This window comes from Methylorubrum populi (assembly GCF_002355515.1).
In the GTDB taxonomy this organism is placed as follows: Bacteria; Pseudomonadota; Alphaproteobacteria; order Rhizobiales; family Beijerinckiaceae; genus Methylobacterium; species Methylobacterium populi_A.
In genome coordinates this window covers 4,081,041-4,102,898 of the sequence record NZ_AP014809.1, presented here as the reverse complement: position 1 = coordinate 4,102,898, position 21,858 = coordinate 4,081,041, and the positions used below count along the sequence as shown (strand labels likewise).

The 21,858-nt window shown below is 66.8% G+C and carries 19 protein-coding genes, 1 tRNA gene and 3 pseudogenes; 17 read left to right on the top strand and 6 right to left on the bottom strand.

What is annotated here, in order from left to right; translation table 11 throughout:
- Positions 1 to 300: 300 nt before the first annotated feature.
- Positions 301 to 2,835, top strand: a complete 2,535-nt coding sequence (locus tag MPPM_RS18935; protein ID WP_096486388.1) for a TonB-dependent receptor — start codon at positions 301 to 303, stop codon at positions 2,833 to 2,835.
- Positions 2,836 to 3,006: 171 nt separating this feature from the next.
- Here the strand turns inward: MPPM_RS18935 and MPPM_RS18930 are convergent.
- Positions 3,007 to 3,273, bottom strand: a pseudogene (locus tag MPPM_RS18930) (IS5/IS1182 family transposase); the annotation flags it as partial.
- 490 nt (positions 3,274 to 3,763) lie between these two features.
- Between MPPM_RS18930 and MPPM_RS18925 the strand changes: the two are divergent.
- Positions 3,764 to 4,777, top strand: a complete 1,014-nt coding sequence (locus MPPM_RS18925) for a Hint domain-containing protein (protein WP_096486387.1) — start codon at positions 3,764 to 3,766, stop codon at positions 4,775 to 4,777.
- Positions 4,778 to 4,882: 105 nt separating this feature from the next.
- On the opposite strand, the gene MPPM_RS18920 is transcribed toward MPPM_RS18925, so the two are convergent.
- Positions 4,883 to 5,320: a DUF3597 domain-containing protein gene (locus tag MPPM_RS18920; protein WP_096486386.1), complete on the bottom strand. Its 438-nt coding sequence runs from the start codon at positions 5,318 to 5,320 to the stop codon at positions 4,883 to 4,885.
- A gap of 244 nt (positions 5,321 to 5,564) precedes the next feature.
- Here MPPM_RS18920 and MPPM_RS18915 point away from each other — a divergent pair, with 244 nt between their 5' ends.
- The 5 genes from MPPM_RS18915 (at position 5,565) to MPPM_RS18895 (ending at position 8,951) form a co-directional block, all read left to right on the top strand.
- The gene (locus MPPM_RS18915) at positions 5,565 to 6,590 is read left to right on the top strand and encodes an ABC transporter substrate-binding protein (protein WP_096486385.1); all 1,026 of its coding nucleotides are present in this window, start codon (positions 5,565 to 5,567) and stop codon (positions 6,588 to 6,590) included.
- A gap of 22 nt (positions 6,591 to 6,612) precedes the next feature.
- Positions 6,613 to 7,365 (top strand): ABC transporter permease, encoded by a 753-nt coding sequence (locus MPPM_RS18910; protein WP_096486384.1) that lies wholly within the window; start codon positions 6,613 to 6,615, stop codon positions 7,363 to 7,365.
- A gap of 8 nt (positions 7,366 to 7,373) precedes the next feature.
- On the top strand, positions 7,374 to 8,153 hold the full coding sequence (locus MPPM_RS18905; RefSeq protein ID WP_096487922.1) for an ABC transporter ATP-binding protein: 780 nt from the start codon (positions 7,374 to 7,376) through the stop codon (positions 8,151 to 8,153).
- An 87-nt stretch (positions 8,154 to 8,240) separates the two neighbouring features.
- Positions 8,241 to 8,675, top strand: coding sequence for a tellurite resistance TerB family protein (locus tag MPPM_RS18900; protein WP_096486383.1), 435 nt, complete (start codon positions 8,241 to 8,243; stop codon positions 8,673 to 8,675).
- Positions 8,676 to 8,759: 84 nt separating this feature from the next.
- Positions 8,760 to 8,951 (top strand): hypothetical protein, encoded by a 192-nt coding sequence (locus MPPM_RS18895; protein WP_017484606.1) that lies wholly within the window; start codon positions 8,760 to 8,762, stop codon positions 8,949 to 8,951.
- Between the two features lie 57 nt (positions 8,952 to 9,008).
- Here the strand turns inward: MPPM_RS18895 and MPPM_RS18890 are convergent, their stop codons facing one another.
- Positions 9,009 to 10,628 (bottom strand): peptide chain release factor 3, encoded by a 1,620-nt coding sequence (locus MPPM_RS18890; protein ID WP_096486382.1) that lies wholly within the window; start codon positions 10,626 to 10,628, stop codon positions 9,009 to 9,011.
- A 104-nt stretch (positions 10,629 to 10,732) separates the two neighbouring features.
- On the bottom strand, positions 10,733 to 11,482 hold the full coding sequence (locus tag MPPM_RS18885; protein ID WP_096486381.1) for an SDR family oxidoreductase: 750 nt from the start codon (positions 11,480 to 11,482) through the stop codon (positions 10,733 to 10,735).
- Positions 11,483 to 11,669: 187 nt separating this feature from the next.
- Between MPPM_RS18885 and MPPM_RS18880 the strand changes: the two genes are divergently transcribed.
- From MPPM_RS18880 to MPPM_RS18835, 10 genes and pseudogenes are all read left to right on the top strand, one after another.
- Positions 11,670 to 11,744 (top strand) — tRNA-Gln (locus tag MPPM_RS18880).
- A gap of 144 nt (positions 11,745 to 11,888) precedes the next feature.
- Positions 11,889 to 12,362, top strand: coding sequence for a hypothetical protein (locus tag MPPM_RS18875; RefSeq protein WP_157914202.1), 474 nt, complete (start codon positions 11,889 to 11,891; stop codon positions 12,360 to 12,362).
- A 618-nt stretch (positions 12,363 to 12,980) separates the two neighbouring features.
- Positions 12,981 to 13,496 (top strand): sigma-70 family RNA polymerase sigma factor, encoded by a 516-nt coding sequence (locus MPPM_RS18870; RefSeq protein ID WP_096486379.1) that lies wholly within the window; start codon positions 12,981 to 12,983, stop codon positions 13,494 to 13,496.
- 4 nt (positions 13,497 to 13,500) lie between these two features.
- A complete protein-coding gene (locus MPPM_RS18865; protein ID WP_096486378.1) occupies positions 13,501 to 14,481 on the top strand; it encodes a FecR family protein in 981 nt (326 codons plus the stop codon).
- 615 nt (positions 14,482 to 15,096) lie between these two features.
- Positions 15,097 to 16,413, top strand: a complete 1,317-nt coding sequence (locus MPPM_RS18860) for a quaternary amine ABC transporter ATP-binding protein (protein ID WP_096486377.1) — start codon at positions 15,097 to 15,099, stop codon at positions 16,411 to 16,413.
- Positions 16,329 to 17,180 (top strand): ABC transporter permease, encoded by an 852-nt coding sequence (locus MPPM_RS18855; RefSeq protein WP_096486376.1) that lies wholly within the window; start codon positions 16,329 to 16,331, stop codon positions 17,178 to 17,180. The genes MPPM_RS18860 and MPPM_RS18855 overlap by 85 nt, the downstream gene beginning before the upstream one ends.
- Before the next feature lie 185 nt (positions 17,181 to 17,365).
- Positions 17,366 to 18,202 carry a glycine betaine ABC transporter substrate-binding protein gene (locus MPPM_RS18850; RefSeq protein WP_096486375.1) on the top strand — a complete coding sequence of 279 codons (837 nt, stop codon included), beginning with the start codon at positions 17,366 to 17,368 and terminating at the stop codon, positions 18,200 to 18,202.
- A 77-nt stretch (positions 18,203 to 18,279) separates the two neighbouring features.
- A pseudogene (locus MPPM_RS18845) lies at positions 18,280 to 18,978 on the top strand (hypothetical protein); the annotation flags it as partial.
- An 83-nt stretch (positions 18,979 to 19,061) separates the two neighbouring features.
- A protein-coding gene (locus tag MPPM_RS18840; protein ID WP_173807913.1) for an IS630 family transposase occupies positions 19,062 to 20,119 on the top strand; the annotation gives its coding sequence in 2 pieces (ribosomal slippage) (positions 19,062 to 19,554 and positions 19,554 to 20,119; 1,059 coding nt in all).
- A 12-nt stretch (positions 20,120 to 20,131) separates the two neighbouring features.
- Positions 20,132 to 20,797 (top strand): annotated as a pseudogene (locus MPPM_RS18835) (hypothetical protein); the annotation flags it as partial.
- A gap of 144 nt (positions 20,798 to 20,941) precedes the next feature.
- Here MPPM_RS18835 and MPPM_RS18830 read toward each other — a convergent pair.
- Complete coding sequence (locus MPPM_RS18830; RefSeq protein WP_096486374.1) at positions 20,942 to 21,184, bottom strand: DUF7241 domain-containing protein; 243 nt, start codon at positions 21,182 to 21,184, stop codon at positions 20,942 to 20,944.
- A complete protein-coding gene (locus tag MPPM_RS18825) occupies positions 21,181 to 21,747 on the bottom strand; it encodes a hypothetical protein (RefSeq protein WP_244573344.1) in 567 nt (188 codons plus the stop codon). Before MPPM_RS18825 ends, MPPM_RS18830 begins: the two co-directional genes overlap by 4 nt.
- Between the last annotated feature and the right edge of the window lie 111 nt (positions 21,748 to 21,858).

Below are 21,858 nucleotides of genomic sequence, written 5' to 3'. Positions count from 1 at the left end.
ATGTGCCACATCGCGTCGCGCCGCCCGGAGGATCGGGCTGTTTGGCGAGGGCCTATCGGGATGGCCGAACAGGTTTGCCGAAAATACCCGGTCAGAATTGCCGAATTTGCTGACAAAGCGTTGGGGGCAAATGCAATTTGTTGCCCGCGGGCCACGGCGTTTTGAAATGAATCATTCTTCCGGTGTCTCCCGGATTAAAGCGCCATGAGAACCGTTGTGCCGGTCTTCTCGATTGCGCACAGGATTGGGGCCCTGCCCTTCGGCGGCAGCAAGAAACTCGAACGCGGGTCTGGACATTCGATGCGAGCGCTTCGCAGCGGCCTCGTTGCCTCGGTCGCCCTTCTGCCTGGCAGCGCGTTCGCGCAGGAGGCCGTGAGTCTGGATGAAATCAGCGTCGTTGCGACCACGCCCGTCGGCGCGGCCGGCTCCGGTGCACGTCGGGGCGCGCCGTCCTTCGGTGCGGTGCCGTCCGGTGTCGCGGCACCACGCCTGCGGGGCGGCGACCAACCGCTCTTCAAGATCCCCAGCACCGTCGAGACGGTCACGGCGGCCGATCTCGACGTCGACCGGGGCACCTTCAACGCGGTCGCGACCCTGGCCCGCCGGGTCCCCGGCTTGAACCTGAGCGACTCGCAGGGCAGCGCGGGTCGCGTCGACATCACCTATCGCGGTTTCACCGCCTCGCCGGTCCAGGGCGTGCCGCAGGGGCTCGCCGTCTACCAGAACGGCGTGCGCATCAACGAGGCGTTCGGCGACGTCGTCAATTTCGACCTGATCCCGCCGGTCGCGATCCAGCGCATCGACGTCGTGACCGGCAACCCGATCTTCGGCCTGAACGCGCTGGGCGGCGCGGTCAACATCCAGATGAAGAACGGCTTCACGTGGCAGGGCACCGAGATCAGCGCGCTCGGCGGCTCCGACGGGCGGATCGCCGGCTCGCTCCAGTACGGCAAGATGGTCGGCCCGTGGAGCTTCTATTTCGCCGGTGACGGCCTCAACGATCGCGGGTGGCGCTTCGAATCCCCGAGCACGATCGGCCGCATCTACACCGATATCGGCTATCGCTCACAGGATTCCGAGTTCCACCTGATCGGTCAATTCGCGCGGACCTTCTTCGGGGCCGCGGCGGCGGCGCCGGTCGATTTCACCCGTGTCGACGATCGGGCCATCTTCACCTACCCGCAGACCACGACGCAGCAGGTCGGCACGCTCCAGATGACCGGGCGCGTCGATGTCTCGCCGAGTTGGGATCTGGCCGGGAATGCCTATTTCCGCCGCTTCAGCAACCAGTACGTCGACGGCAACGACGGGAATTTCGAGAACTGCAGCACCCGGTCCAGCTTCCGCGGCCGGCTCTGCTTCGAGGATGATGGCTTCTCCCCCTCGGCCGGACAGTCGCAACTCGCCTTCCGCGATCAGTTCCTGATCCTCGGGCGCGGGCTCAACGCGCCGGGCATCCCGTTCACGGGGGGCGTGCCCTACGGCACCCTGGATGTGACCAAGACCGAGGCGACGGGCTACGGCGGCTCGCTTCAGGCGGCCAACCGCGACCGCGTCCTCGACCACGGCAACAGCTTCGTCGTCGGCGGCAGCATCGATGTCGCCGATTACAGCTTCAAATCGTCGAGCACGCTGGGGGTCATCAATCCCGACCTCTCGGTCACGACCGACCCGAACAACCCCTTCTACGGAACCATCCCGGGCCTCGGCACGCAGCAGATCCGCACGGCCGGCGCGCTCGGCATCGCCCCGAGCCAGGTGATCGGCTCGAACCTCTACATGGGCCTTTATGCCAGCGACACCTTCGACGTCACCGATCAGCTCTCGCTGACCGCCGGCGCGCGCCTGAACTTCGCCCGCATCTCCACGCAGGACCTGACCGGCTTCTCGCCGGACGTGACGGGCACCCACTACTTCACCAAGGTGAACCCGGTCGCGGGCCTGACCTATCGCTTCACCCCCGAGCTGTCGCTCTATGGCGGGTACTCGGAATCGAACCGGGCGCCGACGCCGCTCGAGCTCGCCTGCGCCAATCCCGACCGGCCCTGCCTCCTGCCGAACTCGCTCGTGGCCGACCCGCCGCTCAAGCAGGTCACGGCGCAGACCTACGAGGTGGGCGTGCGCGGCCTCGTGCCGAACGTCTACGAGGGCGGCCTGCTCAGCTACAAGCTCGGCGCCTTCCGCACCGACCTGACCAACGACATCATCCAGCTCGCCACGCCCGGCAACGCGGCCCGCGGCTACTACGTCAACGTTCCGGCGACGCGGCGACAGGGGATCGAGGTCGCGGCGGAGTACACGCGCGGCGATCTCTCGCTCTACGCGAACTACGCTTTGATCGACGCCACCTACCGGTTCAACGGCACCCTGTCTTCGCCCAACAACCCGCTCTCCGACGATGGCGCGATCTTCGTCACGCCGGGCAAGAAGGTGCCGCTGGTGCCCGAGCATCAGATCAAGGCCGGCTTCGACTACCTGCTCCTGCCGGGCTGGCGCCTCGGGCTGAACGTCCAGGCTTTCTCTTCGTCCTTCTACCGCGGCGACGACTCGAACCTGAACCGCAAGCTTCCGGCCTATTACGTGCTCAATCTGAACACGAGCTACCAAGTCAACAAGAACCTCGAAGTGTTCGGTCTGATCACCAACCTGACCAACAACCGGTACACCACCTTCGGCACCTTCTTCGAGCCCGGTCTGGTCGCCGGACGCTACCCGGTCAACGATCCGCGCACCACGACCCTCGCGCAGCCGCTCTCGATCTACGGCGGCGTCCGCTACGTCTTCGACGCCGATGTCGTGCCGGCGCCGGTGGAGCCGCTCGTCCGCAAATTCTGAGAACGCGGAAACGCCGAGTTGCGGGGGAGCGCGACCTTCCCGTCGGGAAGTCGTGCTCGTTGTCTGCCCCCGATATGGCCCGATATGGAATGCATCCATGGCGAGTTTTGCCGTCCGATCGTGAGATGGGCCGGCGGACGGTCTCGGGCTGAGAGTATCCAACAGAATCGGTCAGTCCGGTTGGGGGATGCGGCTGGTGAAAGCTTTGTCGATGTCGGCCCGTCGCTCGTTGCGGATGGGTAGAGGGCGGAAGCGGTTGAACCGAGCGTAAGTCCGTTCAATCACCCAGCGGTCGCGTCCGAGCCTCTCACTGCTTTCGATGTCGTTGCGGGTGATGCGTGACACCATCCCGCGCGCCCGGCACTCCTGTCGGCGCGCCTTGGCGTCATAGGCCTTGTCGGTGTGGCGTCCATCGGGGCTGCGGCGCGGCTGTCGCCGTTCGGGCGGGGCCGAGGCGGCAGAAGCAGGGCGATCTCGCGCCAGAGATCTTTCGGAAGCAGGGGGGCGAGCCATACCGAGCCGACGCCCCTTCAGTCCCCAAGGACCATCCTGTCGGGCGCTTTTCGGCGAAAACTGAGCCTGACCTGATGTCTTGCCAAGAAATCCTGGAGGGGATGGGGAAATTTGGCATGTTGCGCAACAATCACATCGAGCGTTTTCAAATCTATCGAAGCGTAGGACACGCGAATTTCAGCGAAAGGCAGCATTTATCCACTTTCTCTGTGCCCGAATTGTAATTACCCCTTATTTTGCTGATCGGCCTTTTCGGCCGCCCCGGCAGCCTACTTCTTGGGAGAGATGGTCTGAATGGAGCCGCTTGTGCGGCACCAATCCTGTCCTCGCGTCCCTATCAGAGTCGTGCCGAATTCGAGGTGGTCAGGCACTTCTCTAAAAATGTCATCACCTCGATTTCGGGAGGGCTCAGGCAATGGCGATTACTTTCAACAATACGGTGTATCAGCCGGGTTTCTTCGGAACCGATGACGGCGGTGTGCCGGCCAGCGGCAGCTTCCGGATCGACGACGTCTACAGCTTCCCTGTGACCGTGAACGGGACGGTGACCAATGCCGGCGACCCGGTCACGTTGACCTACACGCTGCCCGGCAGCACGACGCCCACCTCGCAGACGCTGACCGCGACGGCGCTCGACAATTCCAACATGATCCTGTTCACCGGCGGCAGCGTGCCGGGCAGCCTGGCGGGGGGCACGAACCGCTTCGTGTTCTCCAACACGCAGCTGTTCGGCAGCGGAGATCCGAACCGGACCACCTTCGCGGACGATGGCAACCGAACGCTGGGCGCCTATGCGCCGGTCTGCTTCACCACCGGAACCCTGATCCGCACGAGCCGCGGCGACGTGGCCGTCGAGGATCTCCAAGTCGGCGACATCGCTGTGACCGCCTCCGGCGGACTTCGTCCGATCACCTGGATCGGCCACCGCGCGATGAAGGCTGCGGGGGCGGCTCTCCCGTTCCATCAGCAGCCGGTGCGCGTCCGCGCGGGCGCCTTCGGCGGCGGCCTGCCGACGCGCGACCTCAGCCTCTCGCCCGGCCACCCGGTGCTGGTCGGGGCCGATGCCGGCAACGAGGGTGGCGTGCTCGTGCCCGTCATGTGCCTGATCAACGGCACCACCATCACCCGCGAGCCGGTGACGAGCGTCACCTACTGGCACGTCGAACTCGACGGCCACGACATCCTGCTGGCCGAGGGCCTGCCGGCGGAGAGCTACATCGATGGTGGCGACCGCGCCTTCTTCTCGGAAGCCTCCGACCACGCCCTTCACAATCCGGACTTCGTGCCCGCGGGCTGGAACGCCCGCTGCCGCCCGGTCGCGGTCGATGGTCCGTCCGTCGAGGCGGAGCGGCAGCGCCTCGACGCGGTGTTCGCCGGTGCCCTGAGCGAGCAGTGCGCGTGGGACGCCGAGAGCGGCTGGGCTGCCTGACGATCGACAGCATGCGGTGATGGCAAAGAGAGGGGCGGCAGGATCCCTGCCGCCCCTCTCTCCATTTCACGTCCTCGCCTGCGGATTGTCGCCGCCGCGAAGGGCTCAGTCCTTGAGGTCGGCGGGCACCTTGCCGCCGTTCTCCTCGAGCTTCTTGATAACCTGCTTGTGCAGCCAGACGTTCATCGAGGCCGAATCGTTCTTGTCGCCGGTGTAGTGCAGCTCGTCCGCGAGCTGCTGGCGGGCGTGCAGGCTCGAATCGAGGTCGAGCAGCTTCATCAGGTCGACGATCGAGGTGCGCCAGTTCAGCTTCTGCGGGTTCTTCGCGGCGAGGTCGTTGAGCACGGCCTCGACATCGACCGATCCGCCCGAGGTCGTGCCGCCGCTCGTGGCGGTGGAGGCCGGGGCGCTCCCGCCGCCGGAGGATGGTTGGGCCTGGCTCTCGGACGGCTTGGAGGACGACGTGCCGGCCTCGGCGGCCTGCGCCTCCGACGAGCCGAACGGGTGGAGGATCTTGCTGACGATGCTGCCGATGAGGCTCATGGCGTAAGGTATCCTATCGTCTGTCCCACGGCGCGGATGCCGCTTTCGGCTGGATAAACGGCAGGAGGAACGGGCCGTTCCGTCACAGGCCGGCAAAGCGTCGCCGCTCGGACGGCCGTCACCCCGGTCCGCCGCGGCCGGCGACAGGGCGGACGCGCGATCGAAGCGTATCGGGAAGCGCGTTTGGAAGATCGCGCCTGCTGTGCCATGGGGAACGCCGACCGGCTCCCTGGAATCCGTATCGATGCGCAATCTGTTCAAGGCCTTCGCCCTGATCGCGGGGCTTCTCGCCCTTCCCGTCCCGCTGGCCGCCCCGCTCGCCGCCCAGACCGTGCCCGTGCGCATCGGCGTGATCCCGGTGATCGGCGCCGCGCCCGTCTTCGTCGCCAACGGCGAGGGCTGGCTGAAGGAGGCCGGGCTGGCGCCGGCCTTCACCACCTTCGAGTCGGGGCCGAACATGATCCAGGCCCTGGCCTCGGGCACCATCGACGTCTACGTCGCCGGCATCGCGCCGCTCGCCGTCGCCCGCACCAAGGGCATCGACGTGCGGGTCGTGGCCGCCACCGCCATCGAGGAGATGGTGTTCGTGGCCGCGCCCAAGCTCGCGCCCTACTTCGCCTCCGCCCCGAGCAAGGCCGAGGCCTTCAAGCAGTTCAAGGCCAAGGAGGGCCGCCCCGCCCGGCTCGCGACGCAGCCGCCGGGCTCGGTGCCGAACACCACCCTCCAGCACTGGCTCTGGCAGGTGGCGAAGGCCGACAAGGCCGATGTCGAGATCGTCGCCATGGGCATCGACGCCACCCAGCAGGCGCTGCTCGCCGGTGCCGTCGACGGCGCCTCGATCCGCGAGCCGGCGCTCACCATCGTCCAGGCCCGCAACCCGAAGATCACGCTGATCGCCACCGGCGGTGAGATGTTCCCCGATCAGCCGGGCACCGTGGTCGCCGTCTACGGCAAGTTCGCCGACGCCAACCCGAAGGCGGTGGAAGGCCTCGTCTCGGCGCTCGTGAAGGCGACCGACCTGCTGAAGAAGGACCCGGCCCGGGCCGCCCCGCCGGTCGAGGCGGCGCTGGGCAAGGGCATCACGGATGTCGCCACGATCCAGAAGGCGCTCTCCTCGCCGGCGGCGAAGTTCGTCGCCGACCCGCGCACGATCATCGAGGCGACGAAGCAGATGCAGGCCTATCAGGTCTCAATCGGCACCCTCGACAAGGAGGCGCCGACCGACGGCCTGTTCGACGCCAAGCCGTTCGACGCGGTCAAGAAGCCCTGATCCTCCTCACGACCCTGACGCCATGACTTCGTTCCGCTCGGTCGCCCTGGCGGCCGTCGGGCTCGCCGCCTTCCTCGCCCTGTGGGAGGCGGCGCCCCGGCTCGACCTCGTCAACCCGGCCTTCCTTCCGCCGCCCTCCTCCCTCCCGACGGCGTTCGCGCGGGAGATCGCGAGCGGCGCGTGGCTGCGCGCGGTCGCCGAGAGCCTGAGCCACTACGTGGTCGGGCTCGGCGTCGGCGCCGGTGCCGGCATTGCGCTGGGTCTCCTCTCCGGCATGTTCCGCTGGTTCGAGAGCCTGACCGCCTGGATCGTGCGGCTGCTGCGCCCCATTCCCGGCCTCGCCTGGGTGCCGTTCGCGATCATCTGGTTCGGCGTCCAGCCCTCGGCGGCCGTGTTCATCATCGCCATCGGCGTGTTCTGGATCGTGTTCTTTGCGACCCAAGGCGCGGTGCGCGGGGTCGATCGCGACCTGATCGAGGTGGCTCAGGCCTTCGGCTTTCGCGGGCCGTTCGCGCGGCTCACCAAGATCCTGCTGCCGGCGGCCACTCCCGGCATCCTCGTCGGCCTGCGCACGGCGCTCGGCCAGGCCTGGATGGCGGTGGTCGCCGCCGAGATCTTCGGGGTGCCCGGCATTGGCGCGCGGATGATGCAGGCCTCCTCGCTCCTCTCCACCGACATCGTCGTGGTCTACATGCTCACCATGGCCGGGCTGTACGGCCTGTTCGATACCGGCTTCGTCGCCCTGCAGGGCTGGCTGCTGCGGTGGCGCGCATGAGTCCGGCGATGAATTCAACGGATTCGACGCAAGCGCCGATCATCGACATCCGGGGCCTGAGCCTCGCCTACGAGCGCGACGGGCGTCGCACGGAAATCCTCTCCGCCCTCGATCTCGCGGTGCCGCGCGGGCAGTTCCTCGTCATCGTCGGCGAGTCCGGCGTCGGGAAATCGACCCTCCTGCGCGTGCTGATCGATCTGGCCAAGCCCAGCACCGGCACGGTCCATCTCGGCACCGACCCCGAGAGAACCCGCACGCCGATGGCGCTGGTGTTCCAGGATGCGCGGCTGCTGCCCTGGCGGCGGGTGATCGACAACGTCGCCTTCGGCCTGGAGCGGCACGGCCTTTCCCGGTCCGAGCGGCGGGAGCGGGCGGCGGCGATGCTCAAGCTCGTCGGGCTGTCCGACCTCGCCGGCCGCTGGCCGCACCAGCTCTCCGGCGGGCAGCGCCAGCGCATCGCCATCGCCCGCGCGCTCGCGGTCGAGCCCGAGGTGCTGTTGATGGACGAGCCGTTCTCGGCCCTCGACAGCTTCACCCGCGAGGGGCTTCAGGACGAGATTCAGCGCATCAAGGCGCAGACGGGCAAGACGGTGCTGTTCGTCACCCACGACATCGACGAGGCGGTCTACCTCGCCGACCGGGTCGTAGTGCTGGCCGGCAGCCCCGGCCGGATCGCGGCGGACGTCACCATTACCCCGCCCCGCCCGCGCCAGCGCCGGGACGCCGCCCTGGTCGAGGCGGCGCGCCACCTGCGGGCGGAACTGTCGCGGCGCTCGGCGGAACTGTGAGGCATCCGTCAAGCTTGCCATCTTGACGGTTCGCGGCCCGCGTTGGAACCATCACGGCGCGGCGCCGTGCGCCTGGGGGAGTGCAAGATGGGGTTTTTTCAAGATGCCCTCATCCGTTTCAACCGGGTGGTGATGTCCTACGCGGGCGATGCCGCGTTCATGCACGCGGCGGTCTCCGCTGCGGCCAACGTGATCGTGGCCGACGGCGATACCGACGAGGAGGAGATCGAGGCGGCCCTCGTCAGCATGCGGGCCAACCCCATCCTCCAGAAATCCTACGACACGCTCTCCCTCGAGCAAGCGCTGTTCGAGGCGCTCGCCCGCGCGGAGTTGCGCGCCGGGCGCCTGGAGAACAGCCAGCACGTCGCGGCCATCGCCGACCGCCCCCTGGAGCAGCGCCAGCACGTCTTCCTGATCGCGGCGGATGTGGCCGACAAGGGCGGCATCACGGAGAGCGAGCACCGGGTGCTCGACGATCTGGCCCAGGCGCTCGACGTGGACAAGGCGACGCTGCTCGGCTGAGCCGGCGCACGAAGCCCCGCTCCACCTGCCCCCTACTCCCCCACGGCACCGAGCCTATCTCAAGGCTCGGACAGGAGGACGGCCATGTACAAGGTGACGGGAACGGATCCCTCCGGCCGCACCCTGGCTTTCGCCTGCGGCACGGACGAGCAGGCGCTCGAAAAGACCTGGGAACTCGCCGGACGCGGCTTTCGCAACATCTCCGTCGCTGATCCGAAGGGACGCGAGATGAGCGCCATCGCCTTCGAGCGCTCGCTCGATCTCGACTACGACTGAGCCGCCGGCGCTTCGGGGAAGGCCGCGAACGGCCGCCCGAGGCTTCGGCCGGTCGGCTCACGCCGCCCGCTTCTGGTAGTCCTTCACGTCCGTGAACCGGATCTTCTCCCAGCGCTCCTCCTCGTAGCGCAGCGAGAAGGCGGTGGTGGCCATGAAGACCGGCGCGCCATCGAGGTCGCTCGCCATCGCCGAGCCGTGGGCGTTGACGAATTTGTCGATCTCGGCGTCCGACTCCGACTCGATCCAGCGGCAGACCGAGAACCGGCTCGTCTCGAAGTCGATCGGCAGGCCGTACTCGGCCTGGAGCCGCTCCTTCAGCACGTCGAGCTGGAGCGCGCCGACGACGCCGACGAGGGCGGGCGAGCCGTCCTGCGGGATGAAGACCTGCACCACGCCCTCCTCGCCCATCTGCTGGAGGGCCTCTTTCAGCTTCTTGGCCTTCATCGCATCGGTGAGTTTGATCCGCCGCATGATCTCGGGGGCGAAGCTCGGCACGCCGCGGAAGACGATCTCCTCGCCCTCGGTAAGCGTGTCGCCGATGCGCAGCGTCCCGTGGTTGGGGATGCCGACCACGTCGCCGGCATACGCCTCGTCGGCGATCGCCCGGTCCTGGGCGAAGAAGAATTGCGGCGCCGAGAGCGACATCGGCTTGCCGGTGCGCACGAGCTTGGCCTTCATGCCGCGCCGGAGCATCCCTGAGCAGACCCGCATGAAGGCGATGCGGTCGCGGTGGTTGGGATCCATGTTCGCCTGGATCTTGAACACGAAGCCCGTCATCTTCGGCTCGGTCGGCTCCACCGCGCGCTTGTCCGCCTCCTGGCCGCGCGGGGGCGGGGCGAAGCGGGCGAGCCCGTCGATGAGGTCGCGCACCCCGAAATTCCGCAGCGCCGAGCCGAAGAAGACCGGCGTGAGGTGCCCCTCGCGGAAGGCGGCGAGATCGAAGGTCTTGAGCCCGCCCTCAGCCAGTTCCACCTCCTCGCGCCACGCATCGGCCGCGCCGTTCTCGGTCAGCAGCTCGTCGAAGAGCGGATCGGCAAAGCCCGAGACGGGGATCGTGCCGGCATCGTCCGCCGCGTCGAGCCGGCGCACCCGGTTGCCGCCGAGTTCGTAGGTGCCGGCGAAGTTGCGCCCGAGCCCGATCGGCCAGGTGATCGGCGCCACGTCGAGGGCGAGCGTCTTCTCGATCTCGTCGAGCGTCTCGAACGGGTCGCGCGCCTCGCGGTCGAGCTTGTTCACGAAGGTGACGATCGGGATGTCCCGCAGCCGGCACACCTCGAACAGTTTACGCGTTCTGGCCTCGATGCCCTTGGCGGCGTCGATGACCATCACGGCCGAGTCGACCGCCGTCAGCGTGCGGTAGGTGTCCTCGGAAAAGTCCTCGTGGCCCGGCGTGTCGAGCAGGTTGAAGACGCAGTCGCCGTACTCGAAGGTCATCACCGAGGTGACGACCGAGATGCCGCGCTCCTTCTCGATGCCCATCCAGTCGGAGCGGGTGGAGACGCGGTTGCGCTTGGCCTTGACCTCGCCCGCGAGCTGGATCGCGCCGCCGAACAGCAGGAGTTTTTCCGTCAGCGTGGTCTTGCCGGCGTCCGGGTGCGAGATGATCGCGAAGGTGCGCCGCCGCGCGACCGGGTCGGCTTTCGGGTCGGCGGGCTTGGGATCGGTCTGCATCAGCATGGCGGGCACCGGCCGCCCCGTTGCGGGCGGCCGCTCGTCTCAAAGGGGGCCGGGCGGTGATCCGCTCTCTACGCGTTCCGCGCGGCCGACGCAAAGCCGCTCCCCTACCCTCGCCCGACAAACGGCATGCCCGTGGCCATCACGGTCATGAACAGCACGTTGGCCGAGAGCGGCAGCCCGGCCATGTAGACGACGGCCTCGGCGACATGCGCCGCGTCCATGTACGGTTCCGGCCGGATCGAACCGTCGGCCTGCCGCGCCCCCTGTCCGAAGCTCCGCGTCATCTCGGTCTCGGCATTGCCGACATCGATCTGTCCGCAGGCGATGTCGAAGGGCCGTCCGTCGAGCGCCGTCGCCCGGGTCAGCCCGGTGATGGCGTGCTTGGTGGCCGCGTAGGGCGCCGACATCGGCCGCGGCGCGTAGGCCGCGATCGAGCCGTTGTTGATGATGCGCCCGCCCCGCGGCTGCTGCCGGCGCATCATTCCGAAGGCGGCGCGGGTGCAGAGGAAGGCGCCGGTGAGATTGACGTTGACGCTGGCGAGCCAATCCTCGATCGCGACCTCGTCCACCGTCGCGGCGGGCGTGAAGATCCCGGCATTGTTGAACAGCAGATCGAGCCGTCCGAAACGCTCGCAAACGGCGGCGAACAGCGCCTCGACGGCGCGCGGATCGGACACGTCGGTCGGCACGCACAGCGCCTCACCCGGCAGCTCCGCCGCGACCCGCTCCAGCGCATCCCCCCGCCGTCCGGCCAGCACCAGCCGCCACCCGGCCCCCGCCAATCCGAGCGCGACGGCCCGCCCGATGCCGGACCCCGCCCCGGTCACCACCGCCACCCGATCATCCATCGCCATCACGCTCCTCCCGTTCGGCGGGAGCATAGGGCGTCCCGCCAATCCGGAGCAGAGGGATTTGCCTTGAGAGAGTCTCGGCCCGGCTCCAAACCCTCAGGACAAAAACAGCGCGGGTTGACGGCGGATCCCTTCAACCCGGTTGCCAGTTCTGCCCGGCCCGTCTAGAGAACCGGCGGCTTGGAGCCGATGGGGCGTCGCCAAGTGGTAAGGCAGCGGTTTTTGGTACCGCCATTCCCAGGTTCGAATCCTGGCGCCCCAGCCAACTTTCCCTAGGGGAACCGGCACTTAGCGGCTCGTACTTCTCGGACAGAAAAGAACAAACGTCGGACGACGCCGGCACAAGAGTCGGCACATTCGTCGGCGGGCGTTTCGGTTCGTTCCCTCCCGCGAATGTGAGGGCCGGTGCATGACCGAAGCTCCTGCGATTGGCCCGCTTGGCTGGCGGCTCCAGCAACTCTTCACAGGCCGTCCAGGCCCGTTCGGGCCGCGCTCCCCGTGGCACAGTGCATACTACCTGCATGGAGCGATGCTGGACGGCGGCGTGAAGATGCGTCTCTGCCGCATCCCGGCCGAACATGTCGCCGAGGCCATGATCCAGCGGCCGGATGGCGAGGCGAGGGAGTCGGCTGAACACCGCCAGATGAAGCGCGCCTGCCTGCTGTGGATGCGGGCGCTCGGCACCAAGGACGCTGCAGAGGAGCAGGACTACTGCGCCGGCATTGCCGACGTGCTGAGCGTTGACTTAAATTGGGTCGTGGAGTGCGGGTACACGGGCATCGATAAGCCGCAGACACTTATGCTCGCCGATCACGACCATGCTCATGCACTCGTCAGGAGAGTGGATGCGCTCGACGCTGCACATGCCGGTCGTGAAGCGTGATCCGCAGGGCGTCGGCTCTGCAATCACCTACGGCCTCCGCTAAGCCCTGATGGCGGTCCTCGGCGTCCCGCCGACCGACGACGATGATGCTGAGCGGGCGATGCCGGGTCGCGGCTCGGGATCTTAGGGCCGACCATCTGGCAATGGGCGTGTCGAAGTCACCAGTGGCGCGAAGTCGGCCGAGCCTTCGTCATCGCAAGACCGATGCTCGGGGGCGCGCATCGTGAGGCATTCGCAGCACAGCCAAGCCATCCGCACGGTCTCGCGCGAAGGTCGTGGGCTGACAAGCCTGGTAAAATTATGCCGGGCAACGGATTGACTCGCATTTCCATCATATGTTGGCATGTTGGCTGCATAGTGGATTGGCGCCGCATCGAAGCGAAGTGGCGAGGAAGGGGTGGTGGAATGATGTTTTTTGGCTGTGCCGTGCAGAAAACAAAAAATCTGTAGAGCCAAACAAATTTAACGGTTTTGTCTTCTATACTTACCGTAAAATCTAGCTACGCTGCTTTGGTTTTTGAATAAATTACAAAACGCATTGTCCATGCGAAAGCGTTGAGCAGAGTATCTGCCTGCTTCTGTCTTGAACGCGAAGCAGATGCGAGCACGGGGGTATGAATGGCAAGCGTTGTTGTCGGTCGGAACTCTAGGCTAATCGAGACCCTGTTCCGGGAGCACTCCTCCTGGCTCGGATCCTGGTTGGCGCGTCAGCCCTGGACCGTTCACGCCCCCGAAGACATCGTCTCGGACGTCTTCGTGTCGCTCCTGACGCTTCCGCATGTGGAGAGCGTGCGCGAGCCGCGCGCCATGATGACCACGATCGCCAAGCGCATCATCTTCGAGGCGCGTCGCCGCAAGAAGCTTCAGAACGCCTACGAGGATGCGCTCCTGGCCGTTCCGGAGGCATTGGACGTTTCGCCGGAAGAACGGCTCATCATCATTCAGGCGCTTCAGATGATCGATGCGGTGCTTGCGAAACTGTCTCCGCGAGCCCGGACGGCGTTCCTCATGAGTCAGATCGATGGTAGGTCGAACAAGGACATCGCCCAGGAACTCAACGTCTCGCTCAGTGCCGTGAGCAAGTACATGACCCAGGGATTTGCGGCCGTCTATCTGACGCGGTTGGAAAGCTGAGGGAATGGCGAAGGCTCGTCGGCAAGCCGACATCAACGATTCCCGGATCGATGAGAGCGGTCGGGCGGCCATCAAGTGGATGGTCGCGCTGAGCGGCGGACATATGACCGAACGCCAACTGCGTGAGTTCGATCTCTGGCACAATGCCACGCCCAACAATGCCGAAGCCTGGAACCGCATATCGGGCGGCCTTCAGCCGTTCGATGTCTTGGCTCGTTCGGGGCTTCCGCGCGGCACCGTCTCCCAGATCCGAGGGCAGATGGCGCAGCGCAATCGCAGGGCCGTCCTGGGCGGCTTGGTCGGCCTCGTCGCAGCGGGCGGCGTCGGTACGACCTCGCTGCAGCGCTTCGTCCCGCTCCAGGATCTGCTGAACGATCGATATACCCGCACGGCGGAGCACGACCGGTTTGAACTCTCCGACGGCAGCAAGGTCGTGCTGGCACCGCGCTCGTCGATCAACGTCTCGCTCCAGCCGAACGAGCGGCGTATCGAGTTCGTCGCCGGCCGGATGATGCTCAACGTGTCCGAGCGTGACCCGCGCCCTTTCGTGGTTGATCTCGGCTCGATCCGCCTCGATGCGTCGCCGGGCACCTTCGTTCTCGACCGGCGCGACGCGCGCTTGGCTGTCTCCGGGCTGAAAGGCAGCGGCATCCTCCAGGGAGGCGGGCGTCAGCTGAACTTCCGCATGAACGAACGTCTCAGCTACGATGGTGCCGGCTTCGTTCGCAGCAAGATTGATTCCGATGCGGAAGCGTCCTGGACAACCGGTTTCGCTGTCTTCGACGATGAGTCCGTCGCGAACATCGTCGAGCTGATCCGCCCCTACTATGCCGGGTTCATCCGCCTCAGCCCCGAAGTGACGGAGCGACGCGTGACGGGCGTCTTCAATCTGTTCGAGCCCATCGTCGCTCTCGACACGCTCGCCCGGTCTATTGGTCTGAAAATGACCCAGACCGCAGGGATCTGGATCAAGATCGAGGCTTGAGCCGCGCGCCCGGGTTCGGCGTTCCCTGCAATTCCATCCAAGCAATCGGCATGACTGCCGAATTCGATGCCAAATTTTGACTCGCGCACGTCCTACCGGGGGCGAGCCGGTCGCGCGGCCCCGGCGCGCGGACCTTCCCCCGTCTCCCGCTTGCCCCGCTCCATCACCGGGACGCGTTCTGATCCCGGCGAGCCCGGGGTGCAAACGCGTGCGGGCGATTGCGGACTTTGGAATGGAGGCTCCTTCGCAAGGCTGACGATCGCTCTTCTGCAGAAGCGAAGCCTCCTCATCCGCCGCCCGAACGGACGATCCTTGCCCCGAACCGAGGGCTGTTCAGCGAGCAAGGTCGCCGCCGGCTTGCTGTAGTGCGTTTAACTTCCAGTCAGGCGATGCATAATAATGTCTCAATCTGACGTATTTGATAGCATTACTGCAGTGCAGCAACGATTTTTGACGCTAAACTTCCACCTATGTCGGCTTCCGGGCAAAAAGCGTCGCAGCCGTGCAAGCCCCCGGGCCCGCTGCCGCTAGCCTCCCATCATAGATCAAACCATGCACCGCCGCAGCGCCGGACAGCGATGAGCGGAATGCGCGACTCTAAGAGGTCGGAAGCACATGGGCCGCATCACCTTAGAGAGCGTCAGCAAGATCTTCGGCGCAAATCATGTCGAAGCTGTCGATCTGATTTCGCAAGGAAAGCGCAAGGCTGACATCGCCGAGGCCTGCGGTGCGGTCGTCGGCCTGTGCAACATCTCCTTCGAGGTGCATGAGGGCGAGATCCTCATCCTCATGGGTCTGTCCGGCTCGGGCAAGTCGACGCTCCTGCGGTGCATGAACCGGCTCGTCGAGCCGACCTGCGGCCGGATTCTTGTCGATGACGTCGATGTGACGAAGCTCGGCCGCAAGGAACTGCTGGCGTTCCGCCAAAAGACCTTCGGCATGGTGTTTCAGCACTTCGCGCTGCTTCCCAATCGCACCATCCTGTCGAATGTCGGCTTCGGGCTCGAGATCAGGAACGTTCCGGCCAAGCAGCGCACCGATTGCGCGATGCGGGCAATCGAACTCGTCGGCCTGAAAGGCTGGGAGAGCAAGTATCCGCACGAGCTGTCCGGCGGCATGCAGCAGCGGGCGGGCCTGGCGCGGGCGCTGGCGGCGGATGCAGACATCCTGCTGATGGACGAAGCCTTCAGCGCCCTCGATCCGCTGATCCGACGCGACATGCAGGCGGAGCTGCGCGAATTGCAGCGCAAGCTCAAGAAGACCATCGTCTTCGTCTCGCACGACCTCGACGAGGCCGTGGCGCTCGGCGGCCGCATCGTCCTGATGAAGGATGGCGAGGTGGTGCAGATCGGCCAGCCCGAGGAGGTCGTGGCCCGCCCGGCGACCGAGTACGTCCGCCGTTTCGTGGAGCATATCGATCTTGCGGCCGTGATGCGGGCCGAGCACGTCGCGGATCGCACCGCGACCGTGCTCTCGCCGACGCAGACCGTGGCCGAGGCACGGGTCCGGACCGCGCAGGCCGGGGGCGAGGCGTGGCTCGTCGCCGACCGCGACGGCCGTTTCGTCGGCCGCGTCCGCGCCGACCGCGTCGCCGCCGCCCGCCCCGGCGACGTGCTGACCGGCCTGCTCGATCTGGAGCCCGGCATCGTCGAGGCAGACGCCCGCCTCGAGACGGTTCTGGGCCGGATCGCCACCGAGGGGGCCGTCGCGGTCGTCGCGTCGGACGGGCGCCTGATCGGCCCGATCACGAGCCGGGACGTCGTGCGGGCCCTGGCCTCGCGCCCGGGCGGGCACGGGTCGCAGGGCGGCCTCCTCTCGTCACAATCCAAGCCGGCAGGAGCGGAGCGATGGACTGGAACGTCCCCAAATTTCCCCTCGACACGCTCAGCGACGACGCCCTCGACTGGCTCACCGAGCATGGCTCTTGGCTGACGCGCGCGGTCAGCCGCACCGTCTCCGACTGGATCGAGACGCTGACCACCGGCCTCGTCGCGGTGCCGCCCTGGCTGGCGATCGCGGCGGCCGCGCTCGTCACCGCCAAGATCGGCGGCCGTAAGGTCGGGCTGCTGACCCTCGCGGGGCTGCTGTTCCTCTGGAACCTGCGGCTCTGGCAGGCAACGGTCGAGACCCTGGTGCTCGTCACCCTGGCGACCCTGGCGGCGCTGGTCATCGGCATCCCGGTCGGGATCTGGTTCGCGCTGAGCCGACGGGCGTGGCGGATGTTCTCGCCGGTGCTCGACATGATGCAGACGCTGCCGAGCTTCGTCTACCTGATCCCTGCCCTGCCCTTCTTCGGGCTCGGCGCGGTCTCGGCCTGCTTCGCGACCATCGTGTTCTCCGTGCCGCCGGTGATCCGGCTGACGGCCCTCGGCATCCGCAACGTGCCCTCGGAACTCGTCGAGGCCTCGGATGCCTTCGGCGGCTCGGCGACGCAGAAACTGTTCAAGGTCCAGCTGCCGCTGGCCTTGCCGACCATCATGGCCGGCGTGAACCAGACCATGATGCTCGCCCTCTCGATGGTGGTCATCGCCGCCATGATCGGAGCCGGCGGCCTCGGCCGCGCGGTCTGGCAATCGATCCAGCGCCTCGAGGCCGGCGCCGGGTTCGAGGCGGGCATCGGCATCGTGATTGTGGCCGTCATCCTCGACCGGGCGACCCAGGCGCTCGCGGCCCGCGCCCGCCCGCACGGCGCGGCCTGACGATCACGAATTCGGTCGGAGAAGCGATGCCCTCGTGTTTCTCCGGCCGGGGCTGAAAGTATGTAGAATAATTTCGAGTCTACGCTGAATTGATTCAAATTTGCTGACTTGCGGCAGGGTTCTGAACCGAACTGGTTCAGTTCTCGGTCGCTGTGCGCCCTCAATCTCCATGAAAGGTCTCGTCGATGCGCGCTCCGATGCTTGGGGTGATGGCCTGCCTTGCCCTGATCCAGACGCCGGCGGAGGCGGCGGGCAAGCAGGTTCGACTCGCATACGTGGAATGGGCCGACGCCGTGGTGGCGACCAACATCCTCAAGCTCGCGCTGGAGGAGAAGGGCTACCAGGTGAAGACGATCCCGCTCGCGGCCGCCGCGATGTGGCAGGCGGTGGCGACGGGTGATGCGGATGCGAGCGTCGCGGCCTGGCTGCCCGTCACGCAGGGCGCCTATTACGAGAAGCTCAAGAACCGCCTCGACCTGATCGGCCCGAACGTCACGGGAGCCCGGATCGGCTGGGCCGTGCCCGCCTATTCGCCGCTCAACTCGATCGAGGATCTTGCGATCAAGGCGTCCGAGGTCGACGGCAAGGTGATCGGCATCGATCCGGGTGCCGGCGTGATGAAGAGCTCCGAAGCGGCGATCAAGGCCTACGGCCTCAAGGTCAAGCTGCTCGACGGCAGCGACGCCACGATGACCAGCGCTCTCAAAGACGCCATCCGGCAGAAGAAGGACGTCGTCGTCACGGCCTGGACGCCGCACTGGATGTTCGCGCGCTACGACCTGAAATACCTCGCCGACCCCAAGAAGAGCTTCGGTGAGGCCGAGAGCGTGAACACGCTGGCCCGCAAGGGGCTCAAGGAAGACATGCCTGAAGTCTACGGCGTCCTGCAGAAGTTCAAGCTCACCATCAAGGACGAAGAGGCCGTGATGGCGGAGAACGAGGAGAAGGGCGCCAAGCCGGAAGACACCGCCGCGAAGTGGATCGCGCAGAACCGCGCGACAGTCGACGGCTGGCTGAAGTAGCGGCGCCGGCCGCGACATAACACTGGTGGGAAACGGCTCGGAAGGCGGCGGGAAGTCAAGAGAAGGGGTCGGGGGACATGACGGCGAACGGTTTGGCGGCGGCCCTGATGGCCTGTGCCGCGGGGGTGATGCTGTGCCCGCCCACGGCCACGGCGCAGGATCAGGGCACGGTCGAGGTCAATGCCGAGCCCAGTCAGGTCAACCGTGAGCAGCCGGTCGCCGTCCCCGATCCCCGCTACAGCCCCGATCCCCTCGGCAATTTCGATCTGGCCTCCCCGAAGGGCAAGACCGATTCAGGGACCTTCACCTTCGGCGGCGCCATCCGCGCCCGCTACGACTGGCGCTTCGACGATGCCAGCCGCGGCGGCGTCCGCAAGGCGCGGGAGAACTTCGACTTCGACACCCTCGCACTCAAGGCCACCTACGATTCCGACACGATCTTCGGCTCGGCGCAGTACCGGTTCTACGGCGGCAGCTCGATCTACGGGCCGCGCAACGGCTATCGCGGCAATCCGGGCGAGGTTCACTTCCCGATGTGGGCCTATGTCGGCTACAAGTTTACTCCCGAGGACAGTCTCACCTTCGGACTCAACCAGTCCCCCTTCGGCCTGACCCCGTATTTCGGGACGAGCTTTCTCGAAACGCTCGGTTTCACCATGGGGCTGGAAGAGGTCTATAATTTCGGCGTCAAGTTCTCCCACGTCGAGCCGGACTTCAACTATCAGGTCGGGTTCTATCCCGGCGCCAACCCGAACGCCTTCGGGCTGATACCAGACCTCGTTGAGCGCGACTCACGACGGGTAGCGCCGCTGTCTCGGCCGTGATTCTGTCCTCGGGTTTGGGGCCTGAGGAGGATGCGATGGCCGCTCCCGTACCGCTGCGGTCGGACTTCGATGCCGGATCCTTACGTGCCCTGGCCAAGGGTTCACGCGATCCGGCCCAGACCCGCCGCTTGCTGGCGCTGTCGGTGATCTCGGCGGGCGGCTCGCGCTCGGAGGCGGCCGAGATCGGCGGGGTCGGGCTGCAGACGGTGCGCGACTGGGTCCTGGCCTTCAACGCCGATGGCCCGGACGGGCTGATCGACGGCAAGGCCCCTGGGGCCCGTCCGCGCCTGAACGCCGATCAGCGGGACGTCCTCAAGGCGCTGGTCGAACAGGGGCCGGTTCCCGCCGCTCACGGCGTGGTACGCTGGCGGCTCTGCGATCTGGCCCAGATCCTGTCCGAGGATCACGGCGTGTCGGTTTCCGAGCAGACCCTGAGCCGGGTCTTGCGGGCGATGGGCTACCGCAAGCTCTCGGCCCGTCCGCGCCATCACGCCCAGGACCCGGAGGCCGCGGCCATTTTTAAAAAGACTTCCCCGACCGTCTGGCGGAGATCGCGCAAGCTGTCGGCGGCAAGCCGATAGAGGTCTGGTTCTGCGACGAGGCCCGTGTCGGCCAGAAGAACACGCTGACCCGGCGCTGGGCCAAGCGCGGGACACGCCCCTCAGCCCCAAAGGATCAGCGCACACAGTCGGCCTACATCTTCGGGGCGATCTGCCCGGCCCGGGGCGTCGGCGCGGGTTTGGTCATGCCCCGCTGCACCACCGAGGCGATGGCCCACCACCTCGAAGAGATCTCAGGGACCGTGGCTCCCGGTGCCCACGCCGTGCTCCTCCTCGATCAGGCCGGCTGGCACACGACCAAGAAGCTGCCGGTCCCCGACAACATCACCCTTCTGCCGCTGCCGGCGCGTAGTCCCGAACTCAACCCCGTCGAGAACCTGTGGCAGTTCCTTCGCGACAACTGGCTCGGCAACCGGATCTTCAAATCCTACGCCGATATCCTCGATCACTGCTGCGACGCCTGGAACAAGCTCATCGACCAGCCCTGGCGCATCATGTCCATCGGACTACGCCAATGGACACATGGGTTCTGATCAATGAGGATTGGTATGAGTCTCGACAGCGCGCGCTACTCGACGAACATCGTCCGCGCCGACCCCTACGTCACGAACGGGACCAGCAACGCCGAACAGAACATGTTCATCGGCCGGGCGGAGTACTTCGTCCTCAAGAACGACACCGCCTCGCTCGCCTTCGGCGCCTCGATCTGGCACTCGGAAATCTACAATTTCGACACGCGCCAGACCGGCACCAAGCAGCTCGAAGGCCTGCACGCGCTGGGCACCTACGGCCCTTGGGGCTTCAAGGCGATCTACGTGCGGCAGGACATCGATCCGAAGAACCCCTTCCGCAACGATCTCGTCACGGTGGGCGGCTTCGACTTCTCGTACAATCTCGCCGCGCGCGGAAACTTCGTCTCGGCGGAGGTGACCTACAAGGTCCCCGATCCGATCGGCCCGTTCACCGTGGTGCCCTTCGTCGGCTACAGCGCCTTCTACAAGGACAAGGCGAGCTTCAAGGCGAGCGAGCGCTTCACCCTCGGCGGGGCCTGGACCCTGACCGCCGACCCGAACCTCATCATCTACACCGAGGCCGCCATCGGCCGGAACGACCCCTATGTCGGCGCCGGCGAGTTCAACAACGGCCTCGCCCAGGGCGGCGAGAACCGCTGGAAGTCGCGCTTCATCATGAATATCGGCTACTATTTCTAGGTCGATCCCGCGACAGCGCCCGCTGCGCCGCCGACGCGAGACGGATACGGTCGCCGACCCGGGCGTCTCGTGAGACGATCGCGATGGCCTGCCCCCGCGGGCCTGACCCTGCGCGGGGGAGCGTATGCCCGAGCGGGCCGACCGTCACCCGCCGATGCGGCACCAGTCGCGCGTGGCGAGGCTCCAGGCATGCTCGTCGTTGTGGCCGACCGCGACGCCGTTGTGACTGATCATGCGCGCGAGCATGACCCGCGTGCCGAGCGCGGTGATGCGGATCACCGTCGGCCCGAAACCGGCATCGCCGATCAGCCGCGTCCCGACGCCCCAGCCATTCTCCCGGCAGATCTCGGCCGCATGGCGGTGGTCGTGGCGGGTCCCGCCCGTCACCGGCGGGGGCCTCGACCGGCCGGCTGGGACCGGGCCCGGCTCCCGGGCGGGCAGCCGAGCGAGCGGCCCAGCCCCTCGGCCGCCATCGCTGCCGCCGCCCCGTAGACGAGATGGGCGACGACGCCGCGGAGACGGGTGAAGGTCGGATAGTGGTGGCAGGGGGCACTGAGGCCGAGGGCCGGCACCAGGGCCTCGTCCAGGATCAGGGACATCGCGGACCCGCTGGCCAACGCCGCGCTGAACGGCCGTAGCCCCCCGTATCGGCGCAGCAGACCGTAGACCGGTCCCCAGCCCATGCCGACGGCGAGGTGGATCGCCTTGCCCCACCGCGCATCCCGCTCCTGCGAGGGAGGGACGTCGAGAATCTCGGCAAGCTTCCGGGCCGCGACCAGCGACGAGGATGCGCCGGGTCGAACCTTCTCTTCATGCCGATCGACGCGTTCGGGGGTCGCGCGCCTCAGGGGGCCTTGTGCGAGGTTCGTCACCTGCGTCGCCACCCATCCGGCGAGCAGGCCGACGGCGATGTCGGACCAGACCGAGTGTCCGGGCACGGACTTCATCATGGACATTGCCTCGCACCTCACCGCGCCCGTCACCGCGACAGCGCCGGGGCGGACCCGCCGGCGCCGATCGTAGACTGACGATGTCCGGTCCTTCGCAAGACGGCGGCTCCG